General features: G+C 45.0%; 19 protein-coding genes. 6 read left to right on the forward strand and 13 right to left on the reverse strand.

Going from position 1 to position 17,232, the window contains the following annotated elements; all coding sequences use genetic code 11:
- Positions 1–2: 2 nt before the first annotated feature.
- A complete protein-coding gene (nrdD, locus tag Q0200_RS03535; protein WP_004321737.1) occupies positions 3–164 on the reverse strand; it encodes an anaerobic ribonucleoside-triphosphate reductase in 162 nt (53 codons plus the stop codon).
- Between the two features lie 148 nt (positions 165–312).
- Here nrdD and tpx point away from each other — a divergent pair, with 148 nt between their 5' ends.
- Positions 313–837 (forward strand): thiol peroxidase, encoded by a 525-nt coding sequence (gene tpx, locus Q0200_RS03540; protein ID WP_297937802.1) that lies wholly within the window; start codon positions 313–315, stop codon positions 835–837.
- 211 nt (positions 838–1,048) lie between these two features.
- Here tpx and Q0200_RS03545 read toward each other — a convergent pair whose 3' ends face one another.
- The 5 genes from Q0200_RS03545 to purB all read right to left on the reverse strand — a co-directional run bounded on the left by Q0200_RS03545 (position 1,049) and on the right by purB (position 7,584).
- Positions 1,049–1,639, reverse strand: a complete 591-nt coding sequence (locus tag Q0200_RS03545) for a DUF5625 family protein (protein ID WP_297937805.1) — start codon at positions 1,637–1,639, stop codon at positions 1,049–1,051.
- A 264-nt stretch (positions 1,640–1,903) separates the two neighbouring features.
- A complete protein-coding gene (proB, locus tag Q0200_RS03550; RefSeq protein ID WP_297937808.1) occupies positions 1,904–2,647 on the reverse strand; it encodes a glutamate 5-kinase in 744 nt (247 codons plus the stop codon).
- A 211-nt stretch (positions 2,648–2,858) separates the two neighbouring features.
- Positions 2,859–3,869, reverse strand: a complete 1,011-nt coding sequence (locus tag Q0200_RS03555) for a hypothetical protein (protein WP_297937811.1) — start codon at positions 3,867–3,869, stop codon at positions 2,859–2,861.
- Positions 3,866–6,241 (reverse strand): ribonucleoside-diphosphate reductase subunit alpha, encoded by a 2,376-nt coding sequence (locus Q0200_RS03560; RefSeq protein ID WP_297937814.1) that lies wholly within the window; start codon positions 6,239–6,241, stop codon positions 3,866–3,868. The genes Q0200_RS03555 and Q0200_RS03560 overlap by 4 nt, the downstream gene beginning before the upstream one ends.
- The gene (gene purB / locus Q0200_RS03565; protein WP_297937817.1) at positions 6,241–7,584 is read right to left on the reverse strand and encodes an adenylosuccinate lyase; all 1,344 of its coding nucleotides are present in this window, start codon (positions 7,582–7,584) and stop codon (positions 6,241–6,243) included. The genes Q0200_RS03560 and purB overlap by 1 nt, the downstream gene beginning before the upstream one ends.
- 124 nt (positions 7,585–7,708) lie before the next feature.
- Between purB and Q0200_RS03570 the strand changes: the two genes are divergently transcribed.
- Complete coding sequence (locus Q0200_RS03570) at positions 7,709–8,617, forward strand: RluA family pseudouridine synthase (protein ID WP_297937820.1); 909 nt, start codon at positions 7,709–7,711, stop codon at positions 8,615–8,617.
- 41 nt (positions 8,618–8,658) lie between these two features.
- Here the strand turns inward: Q0200_RS03570 and Q0200_RS03575 are convergent, their stop codons facing one another.
- The gene (locus Q0200_RS03575) at positions 8,659–8,799 is read right to left on the reverse strand and encodes a hypothetical protein (protein ID WP_297937823.1); all 141 of its coding nucleotides are present in this window, start codon (positions 8,797–8,799) and stop codon (positions 8,659–8,661) included.
- Positions 8,800–9,140: 341 nt separating this feature from the next.
- Between Q0200_RS03575 and Q0200_RS03580 the strand changes: the two genes are divergently transcribed.
- Positions 9,141–9,419 carry a hypothetical protein gene (locus tag Q0200_RS03580; RefSeq protein WP_297937826.1) on the forward strand — a complete coding sequence of 93 codons (279 nt, stop codon included), beginning with the start codon at positions 9,141–9,143 and terminating at the stop codon, positions 9,417–9,419.
- A gap of 44 nt (positions 9,420–9,463) precedes the next feature.
- Here the strand turns inward: Q0200_RS03580 and Q0200_RS03585 are convergent, their stop codons facing one another.
- Genes Q0200_RS03585 through hisF form a run of 6 tightly spaced genes read right to left on the reverse strand, consistent with a single transcriptional unit; the run spans position 9,464 to position 13,344 of the window.
- Positions 9,464–10,384, reverse strand: coding sequence for a hypothetical protein (locus Q0200_RS03585; protein ID WP_297937829.1), 921 nt, complete (start codon positions 10,382–10,384; stop codon positions 9,464–9,466).
- 2 nt (positions 10,385–10,386) lie between these two features.
- Positions 10,387–10,716, reverse strand: a complete 330-nt coding sequence (locus Q0200_RS03590; protein WP_297937832.1) for a hypothetical protein — start codon at positions 10,714–10,716, stop codon at positions 10,387–10,389.
- Positions 10,697–10,801: a cellulose biosynthesis protein BcsF gene (bcsF, locus tag Q0200_RS11900; RefSeq protein ID WP_366118203.1), complete on the reverse strand. Its 105-nt coding sequence runs from the start codon at positions 10,799–10,801 to the stop codon at positions 10,697–10,699. Before bcsF ends, Q0200_RS03590 begins: the two co-directional genes overlap by 20 nt.
- Positions 10,798–11,889, reverse strand: a complete 1,092-nt coding sequence (gene rlmN, locus Q0200_RS03595) for a 23S rRNA (adenine(2503)-C(2))-methyltransferase RlmN (protein ID WP_297937835.1) — start codon at positions 11,887–11,889, stop codon at positions 10,798–10,800. Before rlmN ends, bcsF begins: the two co-directional genes overlap by 4 nt.
- Positions 11,886–12,551 (reverse strand): purine-nucleoside phosphorylase, encoded by a 666-nt coding sequence (locus Q0200_RS03600; protein WP_297937838.1) that lies wholly within the window; start codon positions 12,549–12,551, stop codon positions 11,886–11,888. The genes rlmN and Q0200_RS03600 overlap by 4 nt, the downstream gene beginning before the upstream one ends.
- Before the next feature lie 37 nt (positions 12,552–12,588).
- On the reverse strand, positions 12,589–13,344 hold the full coding sequence (gene hisF / locus Q0200_RS03605) for an imidazole glycerol phosphate synthase subunit HisF (protein WP_297937841.1): 756 nt from the start codon (positions 13,342–13,344) through the stop codon (positions 12,589–12,591).
- A gap of 103 nt (positions 13,345–13,447) precedes the next feature.
- Between hisF and rsmA the strand changes: the two genes are divergently transcribed.
- From rsmA to Q0200_RS03620, 3 genes are all read left to right on the forward strand, one after another.
- Positions 13,448–14,302 carry a 16S rRNA (adenine(1518)-N(6)/adenine(1519)-N(6))-dimethyltransferase RsmA gene (rsmA, locus tag Q0200_RS03610; RefSeq protein WP_297937844.1) on the forward strand — a complete coding sequence of 285 codons (855 nt, stop codon included), beginning with the start codon at positions 13,448–13,450 and terminating at the stop codon, positions 14,300–14,302.
- Positions 14,259–16,409 carry a ribonuclease J gene (locus tag Q0200_RS03615; RefSeq protein WP_297937848.1) on the forward strand — a complete coding sequence of 717 codons (2,151 nt, stop codon included), beginning with the start codon at positions 14,259–14,261 and terminating at the stop codon, positions 16,407–16,409. Before rsmA ends, Q0200_RS03615 begins: the two co-directional genes overlap by 44 nt.
- A 9-nt stretch (positions 16,410–16,418) precedes the next feature.
- Positions 16,419–17,232: KpsF/GutQ family sugar-phosphate isomerase (locus Q0200_RS03620; protein WP_297937851.1), on the forward strand; the 814-nt coding region annotated here is incomplete at its 3' end.

Here is a 17,232-nt window from a genome sequence, read left to right on the forward strand (position 1 = left end):
GTTTAGCGGGATTTTGGCTCGCAAAATTTGACGCGCTCTTTGTGCTCGCCTTTTTTGCCGAGGTTAAAGCTCTCTACCGGGCGGTGATAGCCCATTACGCGGGTGTAGACGACGCATTTCGTGCGTTTTGCTTCGAGCGAAGCTAGGATTTCTTTGTCGCTCATTTGTCACTCCTTGATAACTGATGTCAAATAGTATAGCACTTTGTAGATAACTACCGTCTTAAATTTATCGGCGTGCCTTTGTTTTTCAGCCATTGTTAAAAGTATGGTAATATCCGCGTTACGATTAAATTTAAAACAAAGGAAAAATATGGCAAAAGTCAAATTTCACGGCGCAGACATCGCGCTAAAAGGCGAAGAGGTATTCGTGGGCTCATATGCGCCTGAGGTCACGCTAGTCGGGCAGGATCTAGGCGAGTTTAAGGTCGGCGGTAACAACGGCATCGAGATCCTAGTCGCAGTACCGTCGCTAGATACGGGCGTTTGCGCGACTGAGACGCGTAAATTTAACGAAAAAATGGCGGCAAAACAGGCGATCAAACTAAGCGTGATCTCGATGGATCTGCCGTTTGCGATGGGTAGATTTTGCTCTACGGAGGGCATCAAAAATTTAAAAGTCGGCAGCGACTTTAGAGCTAGAGAGTTCGGCGAAAAATACGGCGTAATCATCGGCGAAGGACCGCTTGCAGGGCTTTTGGCTAGAGCCGTTTTCGTTATCAAAGACGGCGTCGTCATCCACAAACAAATCGTCCCCGAGATCACGGATGAGCCAAACTACGACGCGGTATTTGACGCGATAAAATCAAGCGGAGGCTGCGGCTGCGGGTGTATGTAACAAACGTAAATTTAAAGGGTCTTTTGACTCTTTAAATTTGCTAAATTTATTTGTTTTACTACTTATTTTGACTTTGAATTTGATAAGATTTCTTTGTGATTATTGTGTGAGTAAAATCGTTACGTAAGGTATTTAGGATTAAGCCTAATGGTCTGTAATACTTTCCATTGCCAATATACAGAAAGCCACATACTTATAAGAAAATCTTTATTTACTTTGCAAAATCATAATTTACATAAATCCAGGCATTTAAGTCTTTTAGCTCTGGGTAGTTATTGATAGTTTCCACTTTGATTTCATAAATCCCAGGACTTAATTTTTCATAAAATATAGTTCTATCGAAAACTACTCTGGCTGGTCTTGATGGATTAACAATATTATCAATTAGTGTTATATTGGTATTTTTTATGGCTTTTACTGTGATTTTAACAGGAAAAGGAGGATATATTCGTTCAAAATAATCAGTGCAAAGATATTTTTTTACAAGCCTATCGTAAGTCTCATTATCTAGTCTAGTTTGTTTGTATTTATCGTAATGTAAATCTACGAATATTTTAGATTTTTTGTCCTCAACTCTTACAAAGAAATTTGCTTTGCTCCCTTTTTTGCTGATATTGATAGGCTCAGCAACGGGTAGCTCAGGCGCATCAGTAAAACCCAAGATATAAGACCAATCCGCATTAAAAAAGCCATAAAACCATGCTACTGGTGTAAGTAAGGCTAATATTAAGAGTGAGATAAGTATGGACTGTTTTCTAGTTCGCTCCGCTCCTAGTGCTAAAGCCAAGATTCTTTTTCTCATTCTTATCGTTCCTTAAACTTTTAATATTATGTTTTATTCATAAGAATTGTTATCAAGAATAGATTATAGTATATTTTTTAAAATTTAACCATTATCGATAGAAAATTATTATATTGACAATCAACTCATTTCTAAAAATTTGAATATATAGATATTTGGAACTTCTAAATTTATATCTAGATTTATAAATTATTTTATTTTAATCACCTTCATAGCCTTCTAAGATTCTTACCATTTATGTAATCTTATCTTATTTGTTATTATCTATATCCATAACAACATCGTCGTATTTGTAGCCAGTATCCCCTCTATCTCGTCACTTTTACACCCTTTTATGAGCGTGATCTCGCTTGCCGAGTAGTTTGAGATACCACGAGCGATATTTTTGCCTTGCAGGCTTTTTATCTCCACTATCTTGCCTCGCTCAAACTCGCCCGAGACTTCTTTCACACCCATGCTTAGCAAGCTTTTGCCATGCGCTAGGGCTTTTGCCGCGCCTTCGTCGATAATTAGCGAGCCTTTTTGCTCGGCTGAGTAGGCCAGCCAAAATTTACGCGAGTTTATACCCTTTTTATTTGCTAAAAATAGCGTCCCTACGTCCCCTCCTCTTGCCGCGTGCAAGATATTTTGCGGATCAAAGCCGTTTGCGATGATGAGATTTGTGCCGTTTTTAGTCGCCATCTGTGCGGCTGTGATCTTTGTGCGCATACCGCCGGTGCCAAATTTACTGCCCTCTGCGCCTGCGGCTTTTATCACGTTTTCATCGATATTTTCGACTAAATTTATAAATTTAGCGTCTTTAAATTCGCTTGGGTTTTTATCATATAGTCCGTCGATGTCGCTTAGTATCACGAGAATATCAGCGTCTATTAGACCCGCTACGAGCGCGCTTAGCGTGTCATTGTCGCCTACTTTTACGCCTTTTATGCCTTCGCCTATGACGGGGTCGTTTTCGTTGATGACGGGGATGATCTTGCGCGCTAGTGGGGCGTTGCAGACGTTTCGCATATTTAGGTAGCGGCGTCTGTCGCTGCGTGTGTGAAATCGCTCGGAATGGCCGCTTCGTTTAAGATATGTTCGTTTTTTGTTCTGTTAAAACCCATTATTTTTTGCATATTTTTCCTTGTTGGGCGATTGTAGCGAAAGTTGGTTTAAAATTTAAGAGAGCGGGGGATTTGAGCGGGTTTTTAAATTTAAATAAATTTGAAAAACCCTAAAATCACTCTTTAAAGGGCTTATTAAATAAATCATTATCTTTCATGATTTTATTCTCTTTTTGTCGGTATTGCGCTGCCTTTTGAGTGTCCTTTGGGACGCCGTTACCTACCATATAGTCTAAATTTAGCCTAAAACAAGCATCGTGGCTACGTCCGCTGTCGCAAAGCTGGGTCGCTAACTCGAAAGTGTATTTGTAAAACTCTTTGTTTATGTATTTGCCTATCGTTGAAAAAGAGCTGGTCGCGTCCCAGCCACATTTTTGAGCGATTTGGTCATTATCGCTTATATCGCAAAATTTAAGCAGATCTTGTCCCATTGAGTGAAGAGTTTTTGGCGATACATTTAGTTCGCTACATTTTGCTTTTTCGCTGTTATTGTATTCTAGGCAGGCTGCAAATTCTGTTAAAAATTCCACGATACTGTTTATAGCATAAATTTTCTCTTGACGCCCAACATCTTTAAAATTTTGCAAGTCATATACGCTGCTGCCAACTATCTGCGACCATGACCTAGAAAACATACGAAAGCCAGCACCCTCGTCCCCGCCTACATCCAAGGTCTTTGTCTCGTATGTGCGCGAGACCTCGTAGCTAATGGGGCTTAAAAACAAATCGTCGTCTATATAGTAGTATTTCTTTTTGATGTCAAGCTTAAATTTATCCTTATTCTCTCCAAGTATATCAAGAATTTTGCCCTCATATCTATCGATATGCTTTGATTGATTGCCTCTATTTGCATTGCGATTTGAATACGCATAGTATTTTTTGCCATTTGATAAAATTTGAGGAGCTTTTTTGTCTATCTCTTCATATGCTTTCTTGTCACGCCCAAGCTCCTTTGCTAGTTGATAGCGACGAGTCTCTATCTCTTTTATCTCATCAAATGACTTTTTATCCACCACATATATACCTGTGTATTGTTTCACTGCTTTTTCGTCTTTGCTGTTTATGTCTTTGAAGCTGCACCCGCCAATAAAAAGCAAGGATATGAATATAAAGCAAAATTTTCTCACTGACACCCCTCACATTCGATCGAGCGATCGGCGACGTTGTTTAGCTTCTCGCTATCAGGGCTTTCGGAGCGTAGATAGTAGGTCGATTTTAGTCCCAGCTCCCACGCAAGCGTGTAAATTTCGCTCAGATATCCGCCGCTAGCTTTGTCTAGGCTCATGAAAATATTTAGGCTCTGGCCCTGGTCGATCCACTTTTGGCGGATGGCGCCGGCACGCACGAGTACGCGCTGATCTAGCTCGTAGGCAGGCGTGTAGAACTGCCACGTCTCAGGGCTGAGATTTGGTACGACGTTTGGTATCATGCCGCTTAGATTGTGCTCGAACCATTTGCGCTTATACACGGGCTCGATCGTCTGGGTGGTGCCCACAAGTATGCTGATGCTAGACGTCGGTGCGATCGCCATCAGATAGCCGTTTCGCATGCCGTCTTTTTTGACCTTTTCGCGCAGTTTGCTCCAGTCGCAGGCGTTCTCGTCAAATAGCCCGCCTCTATCGTTTAGAAGCGCTTTGGCATTTGCGTTTGCCGTATCGATAGGCATCACTCCTCTGCTCCACTTTGAGCCTTCAAAGAGCGGATAAACGCCCTTTTCTACCGCCAAATTTGAGCTGGCGTAGATGGCGTTGTAGCTTATGTTCTCCATCACGCTATCGATCAGCGCTAGGTGCTCGTAGCTGCCCCATTTCACGCCGCGCTCGGCTAGCATCTGTGCCTCGCCCATGACGCCAAGGCCGATCGAGCGGGATGCTAGGTTGGTGTGCTTGACCTTTTTGTGCGGGTAGAAATTTAGATCGATGACGTTATCTAGCATGCGTACGGCGATCGGTACGACGCGCTCGATGTCCTCTTTTTTGTTGATTTTGCTTAAATTTATACTCGCGAGGTTGCACACGGCGGTTTTGCCCTCTATGCTTTCTTTTTCGACGATGAAAATTTGCTCTCCGCCGATGCTATCTAGAGCGCTTAGTTTTTTGGCCTTTTTGGTTATGCCGCTATCAACCGTGACGTCTTCTTCCTCGTCAAATAATCGCTCGGTGCCGTTATCAAACGTGATCTTGATCTTATAATAGTTCGGCTGCGTATTTTGGAAAATTTCGGTGCATAAATTTGAGCTCCTGATGATACCGTCGTGGTCGTTTGGATTGGCTTTGTTTGCATTATCTTTAAAGCACAAAAATGGCATGCCTGATTCAAAATAGCTAGTTAAAATTTTCTTCCACAGTTCTTTTGCCATGACGACGTTTTTTTGGATATTTTCGTCGTTTTCGTATGCTAGGTAGCGAGCCTCGAACTCATCGCCGTATAGATCGCACAGATCGGCGACTTCTGCGGGGTCAAAGAGAGTCCAGCGCGCGTTTTCTTTGACTCGTTTCATGAAAAGGTCGTTTATCCAAAGCGCCGGGAATAGCTCATGCGCTCTTCGGCGCTCCTCGCCCGAGTTTTTGCGCAAATCCAGGAAGTCGCTCACGTCCATGTGCCACGGCTCGACGTAGACGGCTATCGCGCCCTTTCTCGTGCCTAGCTGATCGACGGCGACGGCGATGTCGTTCGTGACTTTTAGAAACGGGATGATGCCGCCCGCGGCGTTTTTATGTCCGTCGATGCTACCACCCATAGCGCGCACTTTGCACCAGTCCCAGCCGATACCGCCGCCAAATTTGCTAAGTAAGGCCATCTCTTTGTAGCTATCAAAAATCCCCTCGATATTATCTGGCGTACTTCCCACGTAGCAAGAGCTTAGCTGATGGCGCGTCGTGCGGGCGTTTGAGAGTGTCGGAGTGGCGAGCATGACTTCAAATTTAGATATGAGGTCGTAAAATTTCTTTGCCCAGCCTTGACAGTCTAGTTCGTTTTGCGCGAGGAACATCGCAATCGCCATAAACATCTGCTGCGGTAGCTCTATCGGCGCGCCGCTGCGGTCTTTGATGAGGTAGCGGTCGTATAGCGTCTTGATACCAAGATATGCAAACTGTAAGTCGCGCTCGGGCCTGATGTAGTCGTTTAGGTCGTCTAGATCGTATTTTTCTTTTAGCCCAGGGATGATACGGCCTGCTTTTTCGCCTTTTTGCAGATAGTCGCGCAGGTGGTTATAGCCGCTAAAGCCCGTGACCTTGTGATAAAGGTCGTATAAAAACAGCCTCGCCGCAACAAATGTCCAGTTTGGGCGGTCGATGTCGATCTTTTCAACCGCCGTTTTGATGAGGGTTTGCTGGATCTCTTCGGTCGTGATCATATCGCGAAATTGAATTTTCGCGTCCACCTCAAGCTCGCTTAGGCTCACATTTGTTAGCCCCGCGACCGCCTCGCTTGTGTATTTTTTGATCTTGCTTACGTCAAGCTCTTCCGTGCGCCCGTTTCGTTTTAGTACTTTCATTAAATTTCGCCCTGCTTTCCGAATACTCTCGCAAATATCCCATCCACGTGCCTGGCGTAATAAGCATAATCAAAGCACTCTTTTATCTCGGCTTCGCCCAGGCTTGCGCGTAGCTCCTCGTCGGCGAGTAAATTTTGTAAAAACAGGCTCTCGCCGTTTTCGTTTATCGCTTTTTTACCCTCTTGCAGATCCGCCCAGACTTTCATCGCGTTGCGCTGTACGATCTTGTACGCATTTTCGCGCGAAATACCGCGCTGCGGAAGCTGCAGAAGCACGCGCTGAGAAAAGACGAGTCCGCCGGTTAAATTTAGATTTTTCATCATATTTTCCGGATAAACTACCAAATTTGCGATCAAATTCGTAATGCGCGCGAGCATGAAATCGGCCGTGATAAAGGCGTCCGGCAGGATAAATCTCTCGACCGAGCTGTGGCTGATATCGCGTTCGTGCCAGAGCGCGACGTTTTCGAGCGCCGGCGTCACGTATGAGCGCAGCATCCTGCAAAGGCCGGTGATGTTTTCGCTAAGCACGGGATTGCGCTTGTGCGGCATCGCGCTGGAGCCCTTTTGACCTGGACTGAAATACTCCTCAGCCTCGTAAACTTCCGTCCTTTGGAAGTGGCGCACGGCGACGGCGATCTTTTCGCAGGTGGCGGCTAGCACGGCGATAGCGCTGATGACGTGGGCGTAGCGGTCGCGCTGGATGACCTGATTTGACGCGGGAGCAGGTTTTAGACCAAGCTCAGCGCAGGTTAGCTCCTCAAACTCGAGCGGTGCGTGAGCGAAGTTTCCCATCGCACCGCTTAGTTTGCCGTATGCGGCGACCTCTTTGGCGTCTTGTAGCAGCTTTAGCGCGCGCGCGACCTCGTCGTACCAGACCGCAAGCACGAGTCCGAAGGTGATTGGCTCTCCGTGGATGCCGTGGCTGCGGCCGACCATCATCGTGTTTTTGTGCTCCTGTGCCCTGGTTTTGATCGCGCTCATTAGGCCCTTTACGTCCTCGATGATGAGCTCCATGCTGCTTTTGATCTGAAGCGCGACGGCGGTGTCGATGCAATCTGAGCTAGTCATGCCGTAGTGCACGAAGCGGCTCTCCTCGCCCAGGCTCTCGCTCACGCTCGTTAGAAATGCGATCACGTCGTGCTTAGTCGTCTTTTCTATCTCGTCGATGCGTGCTATGTCAAATTTTGCGTTTTTGCAAATTTTCTCGCAGTCTGCATCGCTGATAAAGCCCAGCTTATTCCATGCTTTGACCGCAGCCTTTTCGACCTCCAGCCACGCACCGTATTTTGCCTGCATATTCCACTTCTGCGCCATCTGTTCGCGCGAATATCTCTCTACCATCTTTAGCCTTTTTTATGCGAATTTTTGTATAATTTTTTAAGGAAAGATTATATAAAAACTGGGCTGAAAAGGCGGTTAGTATCCGCTAAATTTGCCCTTAAATTTTAGATTTAAAGAGTGAAAATTGCCTTATATTCATAAATTTATCGCGCATGCCGAATGGCAAAAAGCGTATGAAATTTTACTACGAAACGGCTATAAAATGCGTGAAGCCCAGCGCCTCATCGACAAAGGCCGACTCATCTGCGACGGCGCGGTCGTCAGCGAGAAAAACACTTTGCTAAGCGGTGAAATTTGCCTGATAGAGTATGAGACGAATCCACGCGGGCTAAAGCCGGTTTTTGAGTGCGATAAATTTGCCGTTTTCGATAAACCCAGCGGCGTGCTTAGCCACCCAAACGGCAGACATTGCGAGTACTCGTTAAATGACGAAATTTGGTCACTCTACGGTCGCGAAGCGTCGGTCGCACATCGTCTAGACTGCGAAACGAGCGGACTCATCGTCGTGGGCAAAGACAAAAACGCGGTCGTAAATTTAAAAAAACTTTTTGAAAATAGGCAAGTTTATAAAAGTTACGTCGCACTCGCGCAGGGAAAGATAAGCGAAAATTTGCGTATCGAAGTGAATATGGATCTAGCAAACGACTACGACGACGTGAAAATGCGAATGCAAATTTGCGAGGACGGCAAAAGCGCAGTGACGGAGATTTTGCCGATAAAGTATTTTGCCGATATCGATGCGACGCTGGTTCGAGCCGTACCGCTCACGGGCAGACAACATCAAATTCGTTTGCATTTGTTCCACGTGGAACATAAGATTTTAGGTGAACCGCTCTACGGCCTAGCACGACCGCAAATCGAGAAAATTTTAGATAAAGAGATGAGCAAAACCGAGCGAATTTTAACGACCGGAGCGCCTAGACTGTTGCTGCACTCGGATGAAATTTGTTTTAAATTCGATGGTATAGAATACAGAATAAAATCTAAATTCGACGCACAAGATGAATTTTATAAACTCGTAAAGCACGGATAGATTTTGAACCGATTTGTCAGGCTGTTTTTATTATCAGTGTTTTATTTTCCGTTCGCTAGTTTTATAAAATCTTGCAGCATAAAAACGGTAAATTTTAGATATGCAACATCCGCCAGCGATAGCATCAAGCGCAAAACGATGCCGCAAAATTTAGCTACGATTAGGCACGATACGCCCCGCATAAATAGCATTTTTATTTCGGATATATGACATTACGCGCTTGCCTGCTTGCTTGGTAACCCTACTCTATTTCGGTTTTAATAAAAAAGCTAAAAAGATAAACTAACGTAAATTTCGTTAGTAAATTTAGTCTTGTTAGTTAGTGTGCGGTTAAATTTAGACGGTGGAAACGGGTTTTAGCACCGGCAAGTTAGATTAAGCAAAAATTTATGGGGGGGGGGGTAGAATTATACAAAATTTTATTTAAGGAGCATTTTTCATGAGTTTTATTAAAAAAACTTTCGGCGGACTTAGCGCGTCTTATTACCTGCAGTAGCTATTTTTCGGCGCTATCTTTACGGCTTTGTTTATAGCGCTTATGTATAATGGAGGCGATAAGCGAATTTTTAGCTATATTATCTTTATCGCAAACACCTTTTTGTATCCATATTCTCGCTTTGTTTATGAGAGCATTGCGGATTTTATATTTGGAGATAACGTATTTTTCGTAAATGCGCTATTTTTACTTGCAGCAAAATTTATAACTATGCTGCTTTGTTATGGTTTTGCTTTTGTTATCGCGCCGCTGGGACTTTTGTATCTATACTTTTATCACACGAAAAATAAAACCTTTGACGAGTAAAAATCAATTTGCGCGCGGCGGCCGGGTAAATTTATAGCCAAAGGCTAAAAGCCGAATGCCGTCTCGCCGCTGCCGATTTTTAGGACTTTACCGCCTTGCGTCATCACGCCTAGGCCGTGCTCCATATCCCACGAGCAGCTAAACTCAAAGCCTATTTTCGCGGTTTTGCCGGTAAGTAAAATATAGATATTTTGTAGTTCCAAAAGCCTGCCAAGCTCGTGAGGCGCGCAGATATTTGGCATAAAATCACTCTTTGTCTCGCTCGGATAGTCGTAAATTTCTTGCCATTTTGGATAATTTTTGAAAATCTCGGTCAGAATTTCGTTTAAAATTTCCTCCTGATTTTGCCTTAAAAAATCAACCGCATTTGAGTGCGTGCGGCTTGGTTCGTATACCTCATCGCCTTTTTTGTTTAGAAATGTGCAATAAAATTTTGCCTCTTGCTCTAAAATTTTACCGAAATGCTCGAGTTCTATCTCAAAGCCGAAATCCTCAAATTCATCTTCACCATACTCTTCTTCTATAAATTCAGGCAAAATTTCGGGATTTGCAAGATAATCTTTAAAAAATTTAGCGATTTGTTCATCTCGGGCAAAGACATAATCCCTGTCCGCTTCGTAGCTTTTGTACAGATATTTTAGCGCCGCTTCTTTTTGACCGCAGGCAAGACAGCGCTCGCCTCTATAATAGTCCTTCACGTAGGACGGTCTATCTTTTGCCTTATCGCACTTATACATCTCATCGATCCAGCGCAGGACGTTGGCGTAGTCTTTTAACTCTTCGTATTCACTTATCATGCGGTGCGCGTAGATGTATGCGTCATAGATTTTGTACTTTTCCTCGTCTGCTTCCGCCCATTTTGTTTCTATGAAATCCACGATTTGCGCTTTGGTTATCTTTGATTTTTTAAGTAGTGATTTGCTTAAAAATACGTCGATTTCGTCCATTATTTTTTGCGCGTTCATTGTTACCCCATTATAAATTTCCTGCTGATCTGCCTTATGATCTGAAAATAATCGCCGAATTTTTCCTCGACTTTTTTGAAGTTTTTTATCTTATACGCATCTTTTTTATCGCGATGACAGAGCATCAGATAGGTCGTAAAGTGTAAAATATCTAAAATTTCGGCACGCAAATTTCTATCTTCTATCTCGGTTTCTAGGCAGATTTTTAGGATTTTTTTGAAAACTCTCTTATCAAAATAACAAAAATCGTAGAGCAAAACGAAAAACGAGTCGTCGTTATTCCTGTCTATTTGATCTCTTAAAAACGCTATATCATCGGTCGCGTTTGTCATAAAAAGCCGTCTTTATAATAAGTCCGAGTCCCGCAAAAACCACAATGCAGACAAAAACTATCTGTAATATATCAAGTAGCGTCATTTTGCCGTCTTGGCTATTGTTTTGCCATTTGTTTGATTGTTGCGCTCTTTTAGTTGTCCGCACGCCGCGCTGATGTCAAGACCCTTACTCTGCCTGATAGTGCAGGTCACGCCATGATCTCGTAGGTACGTTTGAAATGCCTCCATATCGGCCGTGTTCGGGCGTCCGTATTCGCTACCCTCGTGTGGGTTAAAGTAGATCAAATTTACCTTTGCCTTAATGCCGTGTAGTAGCGAAATGAGCTTTTTGGCGTCCTTTATACCGTCGTTCGTGTCTTTTATGACGAGATACTCAAACATCACTCGCTTGCGCATATCGATGGGAAACCCCCTCACCGCCTCCATAACGGACTCGATTTTGTAGGCGTTATTTATCGGCATTAGCTTGCTGCGAAGCTCGTTAGTAACGGCGTGCAAAGATATCGCTAACAGCACGCCCAGATCCATCTCGCCGAGCTTTTTTATCTGGCTACCCAGCCCGCTCGTGCTAACGGTCTGGCGGCGCGGTGCTATAGCTAACCCGTCGTTTTCTTTTAAAATTTTTATGGCTTTACTAACGTTTTCTAGGTTATCCAGAGGCTCGCCCATACCCATATATACGACGTTTACGCGGCGTTCATAGGGGATTTTATTTTCTCTTTTTATCCACAAAATTTGCCCCACTATTTCGCCTGGCGTTAGGTTTCTTGTTAGTCCGCTCTTACCCGTTAGACAAAACGAGCAGCCCATACGGCAGCCTACCTGCGAACTAACGCAGATCGTATAACGAGCGTGGCGTGCTATCTCACCGTTTTCATCGCTAAGCTCCTCTTTCATCGGCAGTAGGACGCTCTCTATCCGCAGTCCGTCTTTGAGCTCGAAAAGATATTTGATAGAGCCGTCGGCGCTCTGCTCAAATTTGACGCACTTTAGCGGATCAAGGCAAAACTCCTGCGCCAAATTTGCGCGCATTTCTTTTGGCAAATTTAGCATTTCATCAAAACTAGTTGCATTTTTCTTATATAGCCACTCGAAAATTTGCTTCGCGCGAAATGGCGGCGAGAGCTGCTCTTTTAGCTCGTCTAATGTAAAATCAAGCAAATTTTTCAAATGATTTCCTTTTGTTTTAGGTATTTTTCGAGCTCTTTTTTGGCTTGCTCGTGGTTTTTTATAAAATCGTCATGCGCATTTTTGTCGCAGAAATTCGTCGCTACGAATATGCCGTAAGCGGGGATTTGAAATTTTTGTGCGACTTTAAGGACGGCAAAAAATTCCATATTTTCTAAAAAATATCCGCGATCAAAAAGCTTATGAGCCAAATTTTGATCGGTCGTGATAAAATTTGATGAATTTACCTTGCATGTTCCACGTGGAACAACAGAGGCGATTTCACCCTCTATCGGCGAATAGCTCTTGTTTTCTAGGCTTGAAATTTCGATATTTGCCGCGGCTGAGCTCTCGTAAATTTCAAAAATTTCACCTTCCTTGTAAAGTCCTGCCGAGCCTATAAAAATGATTTTACTCGGCAGCGCATTTAAAATTTTATCCGGATTTTGTGCGGATTTCGCACTTTTTAAAACCGGCGAATCTATCAAATTTAGCCTCTCGCCAAGTTGCTGCTTGGCCGTCAAATTTTGCTCGTATCTACCGCAACCATCAACCATAGCTCGCTTTTGCAAAAGCGCCGTCAAATTTATGCTCATATCCACTAACCCGATGCCCATCGGTAGCGCAAATGCAAATACTTCATTTCGTCCCGCCGAAATAATCACGCCCTGCCCCCTTGCGCGTCAAATTTGAACTCAAATTTCACAGCCTGACCTCGATGCCGTTTTGCCTGAGATAGGTTTTAAGCGCTTTAATCTCGATCTCTCTAAAATGAAAGATCGAAGCCGCTAGGCATGCGTCCGCACCCGCTAAAAATGCGTCCTTAAAGTGCTCCATTTTACCCGCGCCGCCGCTTGCGATCACGGGGATGTCAAGCGTGCTAAAAATCCGCGTCAAATTTAACTCAAATCCGTTTTTAACGCCGTCGCAGTCCATCGACGTGAGTAAAATTTCGCCTGCACCGCGCTCCTGCGCCTCTTTTGCCCAAGCAAGAGCGTCTTTGCCGGTATCTAGCCTGCCGCCGTTTATAAACACGCTATAGCCCTCGCCCGTCCTCTTCGCGTCGATTGCGACTACGACACACTGCGAGCCGAATTTGTTCGCCGCTTCGTCTATCAAATTCGGGTTTTTGATCGCGGCGGAGTTGAGGCTTATTTTGTCGCAGCCGACGTTTAGTAGGCGCGAGATATCGTCAATCGTGCGTATTCCGCCGCCCACGGTCAGCGGGATAAAAAGCTCGCGCGCAACCCGCTCTACGACATCCACGATCGTATCGCGCTCAAGGTGCGACGCCGTGATATCGAGGAAGCACAGCTCGTCCGCGCCCTCCTCGTTGTAGCGTTTGGCTATCTCGACCGGATCGCCAGCGTCCACGAGACCTACGAAATTTACGCCCTTTACCACGCGTCCGTCTTTGACGTCTAGGCACGGGATTATGCGTTTTGCAAAATGATTCATCGCTCTTCTTTGGCTAAAATTTGGCTTTATTTTAGCTAAATTTGACTTATCTAATCATTACATAAGATATTTTTGGGTAAAATCGGCGAAATTTAGGAAAAAAATGGAAAATATTAAAGCAAAAAAATGCTTCGGACAAAATTTCTTACACGACGAGGCGACGCTAAACAAAATCATCCAAGCGATTCCCAAAGATACGCAAAGTATCGTTGAAATTGGGCCTGGCTTAGGTGATTTGACATTTAGAATTTTGCGGATTTGCGGCATAACTAGCTACGAGATAGATACCGAGCTTTTTGCGCTGCTGCAGAAAAAATTCGCAAACGAAATTCAAAACGGACGATTGAAACTTTTTTGCAAAGACGCGCTGGATCAGTGGAGCGAAGGCGGCCTAAACGATGAGCCGTATTTTTTAGCGGCAAACCTGCCCTACTATGTCGCTACGAAGATGATCCTAAATGCGATCGAAGACGAGAAATGTCGCGGCCTGGTCGTGATGATACAAAAGGAGGTCGCGCTCAAATTTAGCGCGAAAAGCGGCGATAGAGATTTTAGCTCTTTGGCGATTTTGGCCTCGCTTCAAGGCGGCTGCGAGCTGCTTTTTGACGTGGATGCGAGCTGCTTTAATCCACCGCCGAAGGTGACTTCCTCGGTTATAAAACTGCAAAAAAGTAAAAATTTAATAGGCGAAACCGGAGTATTTGAGAGTAAATTTGAATACGAAAAATTTAAAACTTACCTCAAAATCGCCTTTAGCGCGCCTAGAAAAACGCTAATGAAAAATTTGAGTTCAAGCTACGAAAAGCCTGAAGTCGAGCGAATTTTCAGTCTGCTAAATTTGAGCGCAAATATCCGTCCGCACGAGCTAAATGTCGATCTTTATCTAGAAGTATTTAAAAATTTAAAGGAAGATGATGAACGACAAGAACGAAGAAAAAGCGGTGGTCTCTCAGAGTAAGAGCAATAAAAAACGCAGATTTCGCCCGAGAAATAAAAATAAACAAGAAAATTTAGATCAAAACCCCCAAAACGGCGAGCAAAAAGCCAGTCAAAGCGTGATAGATAATTTCTTTTTAGAGCCTTTTGACGGCGGCGAACAGCACGCGCTAAACGGCGAACAACCTAACGCTAACAAACAAAACAGCAAAAAAAATCGCAGTAAAAATGGCAAACAAAACTCCCAAAACGGTGTGCAAAGCGAAAATAAAAACGCTAACAAGCAAGCCGCTAACGCCGAAAATCAAACAGCCGAAGCTAAGCCTAAAAAACAGAGAAAACCGAAGAAAAATTTACCCGCCAAGCTAAACGGAAACGAGCAGTGGCAGCAAGATATAGCTAGCGCCATGGAGGCTAACAAAGCCGTCCATGAACTACGCCTTGAGCCGATGAAATACCTAAACTCGACCGATCACAGGATCCGAATCACGCCTCTTGGCGGACTGGGCGAGATCGGCGGAAATATGACGATATTTGAGACCGACACGAGCGCGATCATCGTGGATATCGGCATGAGTTTTCCTAGCGAGAGTATGCACGGCGTGGATATCCTGATCCCCGACTTTGACTACGTACGCAAGATAAAAGATAAGATAAAAGGCGTCGTCATCACGCACGCCCACGAGGATCATATCGGCGCGGTGCCCTACTTTTATAAAGAGTTTAAATTTCCGATTTATGCCACGCCGCTACCGCTTGGTATGATAAATAACAAATTTGAAGAGCACGGACTAAAGCAGGAGCGTTCGCTTTTCCGTTCGGTCGAAAAGCGTAAACCGTATCTGATAGGAGATTTTGAGGTCGAGTGGATACATATCACGCACTCCATCATCGACGCTAGCGCGCTAGCCATCACGACAAAGGCTGGCACCATCATCCACACGGGCGACTTTAAGATCGACCACACGCCGATAGATGGCTACCCTACCGATCTGGGTCGCCTAGCCTACTACGGCGAACGCGGCGTGCTGTGCCTGATGAGCGACAGCACGAACAGCTACAGAGAGGGCTTTACTAAAAGCGAAAGCAGCGTGGGCAAGACCTTTGACGCGATATTTTCCAAAGCCAAAGGCCGCGTGATAATGAGCACGTTTAGCTCTAACATCCACCGCGTCTATCAGGCGATCGACTGGGGACTAAAATACAACCGCAAGGTCTGCGTCATCGGCCGCAGCATGGAGCGCAACCTCTACACGGCGATGGAGCTTGGCTATATCAAGCTCGATAAGAAAATTTTCATCGACGCCAACGAAGTCGGCAAATTTAAAGATAACGAAGTGCTGATCGTCACCACCGGCTCTCAGGGCGAGACGATGAGTGCGCTATACCGCATGGCTACCGACGAGCACAAATATATCAAAATAAAGCCGACCGATCAGATCATCATCAGCTCAAAAGCAATCCCTGGCAACGAAAGCAGCGTCTCTACGGTGCTAAATTTCCTCATCAAATCAGGCGCTAGCGTCGCGTATCAGGACTTTAGCGAGATACACGTGAGCGGTCACGCGGCGCAAGAGGAGCAAAAACTGATGCTGCGCCTAATAAAACCCAAATTTTTCCTTCCTGTCCACGGCGAATACAACCACATCGCAAAGCATAAAGAAACGGCCGTAGCCTGCGGCGTGGACGAGCGAAACATCTATCTGATGAGCGACGGTGATCAGATAGAAATTTGCCAAAAATACATGAAGCGTACCAAGACGGTAAAAACGGGCAAGGTCTTTATCGACAACCAAATCAACAAGCAAATTTCAGACGACGTCGTGATCGATAGGCAAAATTTGGCTGAAGCGGGCGTCGTGATGATCATCGCGCAAATTTCCCGCCACGGCGCTAAGCTCATAAACAAGCCTCGCGTCATCAGCTACGGACTCGTGGGCGATAAGCAAGACGGCGAGTTTAGAAAAGAGATGGAAGGCGTGCTGGAGCAGTATCTAAGCAACGTCAAAGAGGAGCTTTTAAAAGACGGCAGGATGCTCGAAGGCCAGGTGCGCCAAGTCATCCGCAAGCATATATTTAGAAAAGTCAAAAAGTACCCGACCATCGTGCCGATCATATACCTGATGTAAGGGCGAAAAATGAGCGAGATAATAAAAATAGCCGCTAACGTGCTAAAGACCGAAGCTAACGAGCTAACGAGAAATGCCGAGATTTTAGACGTCGAATTTGAAAAAGCGGTCGAGATTTTATACCAAACTAAAGGCAAAGTCGTGGTTACGGGCGTAGGCAAGAGCGGACACGTCGGCGCAAAGATCGCCGCGACGCTTGCTAGTACTGGCACGCCTAGCTTTTTTATGCATCCGACCGAGGCGATGCACGGCGATCTAGGTATGATCGGCAAGGACGATACGCTGCTAGCTATCAGCTTTAGCGGCGAGAGTGAGGAGCTAACCAAAATCCTACCTCACGTGCAGCGTTTTGGCGTGCCGATAGTTGCGATGGCGAGGGATAAATTTAGCACGCTCGGTAAATTTAGTGATGCCTTTGTGAAGCTTGACGTTAGCAAAGAGGCCTGCCCGCTAGATGCCGCACCGACTAGCTCGACGACGTTAACGTTAGCCCTAGGCGATGCGTTAGCTGTTTGTTTGATGGAAAAGCGAGGTTTTAAAAAAGAGGATTTTGCAAATTTTCACCCCGGCGGAAGTCTTGGCAAGAGATTATTTTTAAAAGTAAAAGACGTGATGAGAAGCGAAAATTTGCCGATAGTCCGCTGGAATGCAAGCCTAAAAAGCGCCATCGATACTATGACACATGGCAAGCTTGGCACTGTTCTCATCGTCGATAAAGATGGCGTGCTAGACGCTCTTTTAAGTGACGGCGATCTTAGGCGCGCGCTTATGAGAGAGGACTTTGACCTAGAAGAGCCAGCGATGAAATTTGCAACACTGCATC

Source organism: uncultured Campylobacter sp., from assembly GCF_938045225.1.
GTDB lineage: Bacteria > Campylobacterota > Campylobacteria > Campylobacterales > Campylobacteraceae > Campylobacter_A.

Excerpts from the sequence above, each read along its gene's own strand:
- Q0200_RS03585 (WP_297937829.1), bottom strand. The coding sequence starts at position 10,384 with ATGAACGCGCAAAAAATAATGGACGAAATCGACGTATTTTTAAGCAAA.
- tpx (WP_297937802.1), top strand. The coding sequence starts at position 313 with ATGGCAAAAGTCAAATTTCACGGCGCAGACATCGCGCTAAAAGGCGAA.
- proB (WP_297937808.1), bottom strand. The coding sequence starts at position 2,647 with ATGCGAAACGTCTGCAACGCCCCACTAGCGCGCAAGATCATCCCCGTC.
- Q0200_RS03590 (WP_297937832.1), bottom strand. The coding sequence starts at position 10,716 with ATGACAAACGCGACCGATGATATAGCGTTTTTAAGAGATCAAATAGAC.
- Q0200_RS03615 (WP_297937848.1), top strand. The coding sequence starts at position 14,259 with ATGAACGACAAGAACGAAGAAAAAGCGGTGGTCTCTCAGAGTAAGAGC.
- purB (WP_297937817.1), bottom strand. The coding sequence starts at position 7,584 with ATGGTAGAGAGATATTCGCGCGAACAGATGGCGCAGAAGTGGAATATG.
- nrdD (WP_004321737.1), bottom strand. The coding sequence starts at position 164 with ATGAGCGACAAAGAAATCCTAGCTTCGCTCGAAGCAAAACGCACGAAA.
- Q0200_RS03545 (WP_297937805.1), bottom strand. The coding sequence starts at position 1,639 with ATGAGAAAAAGAATCTTGGCTTTAGCACTAGGAGCGGAGCGAACTAGA.
- bcsF (WP_366118203.1), bottom strand. The coding sequence starts at position 10,801 with ATGACGCTACTTGATATATTACAGATAGTTTTTGTCTGCATTGTGGTT.
- Q0200_RS03560 (WP_297937814.1), bottom strand. The coding sequence starts at position 6,241 with ATGAAAGTACTAAAACGAAACGGGCGCACGGAAGAGCTTGACGTAAGC.
- hisF (WP_297937841.1), bottom strand. The coding sequence starts at position 13,344 with ATGAATCATTTTGCAAAACGCATAATCCCGTGCCTAGACGTCAAAGAC.
- rsmA (WP_297937844.1), top strand. The coding sequence starts at position 13,448 with ATGGAAAATATTAAAGCAAAAAAATGCTTCGGACAAAATTTCTTACAC.
- Q0200_RS03575 (WP_297937823.1), bottom strand. The coding sequence starts at position 8,799 with ATGCGGGGCGTATCGTGCCTAATCGTAGCTAAATTTTGCGGCATCGTT.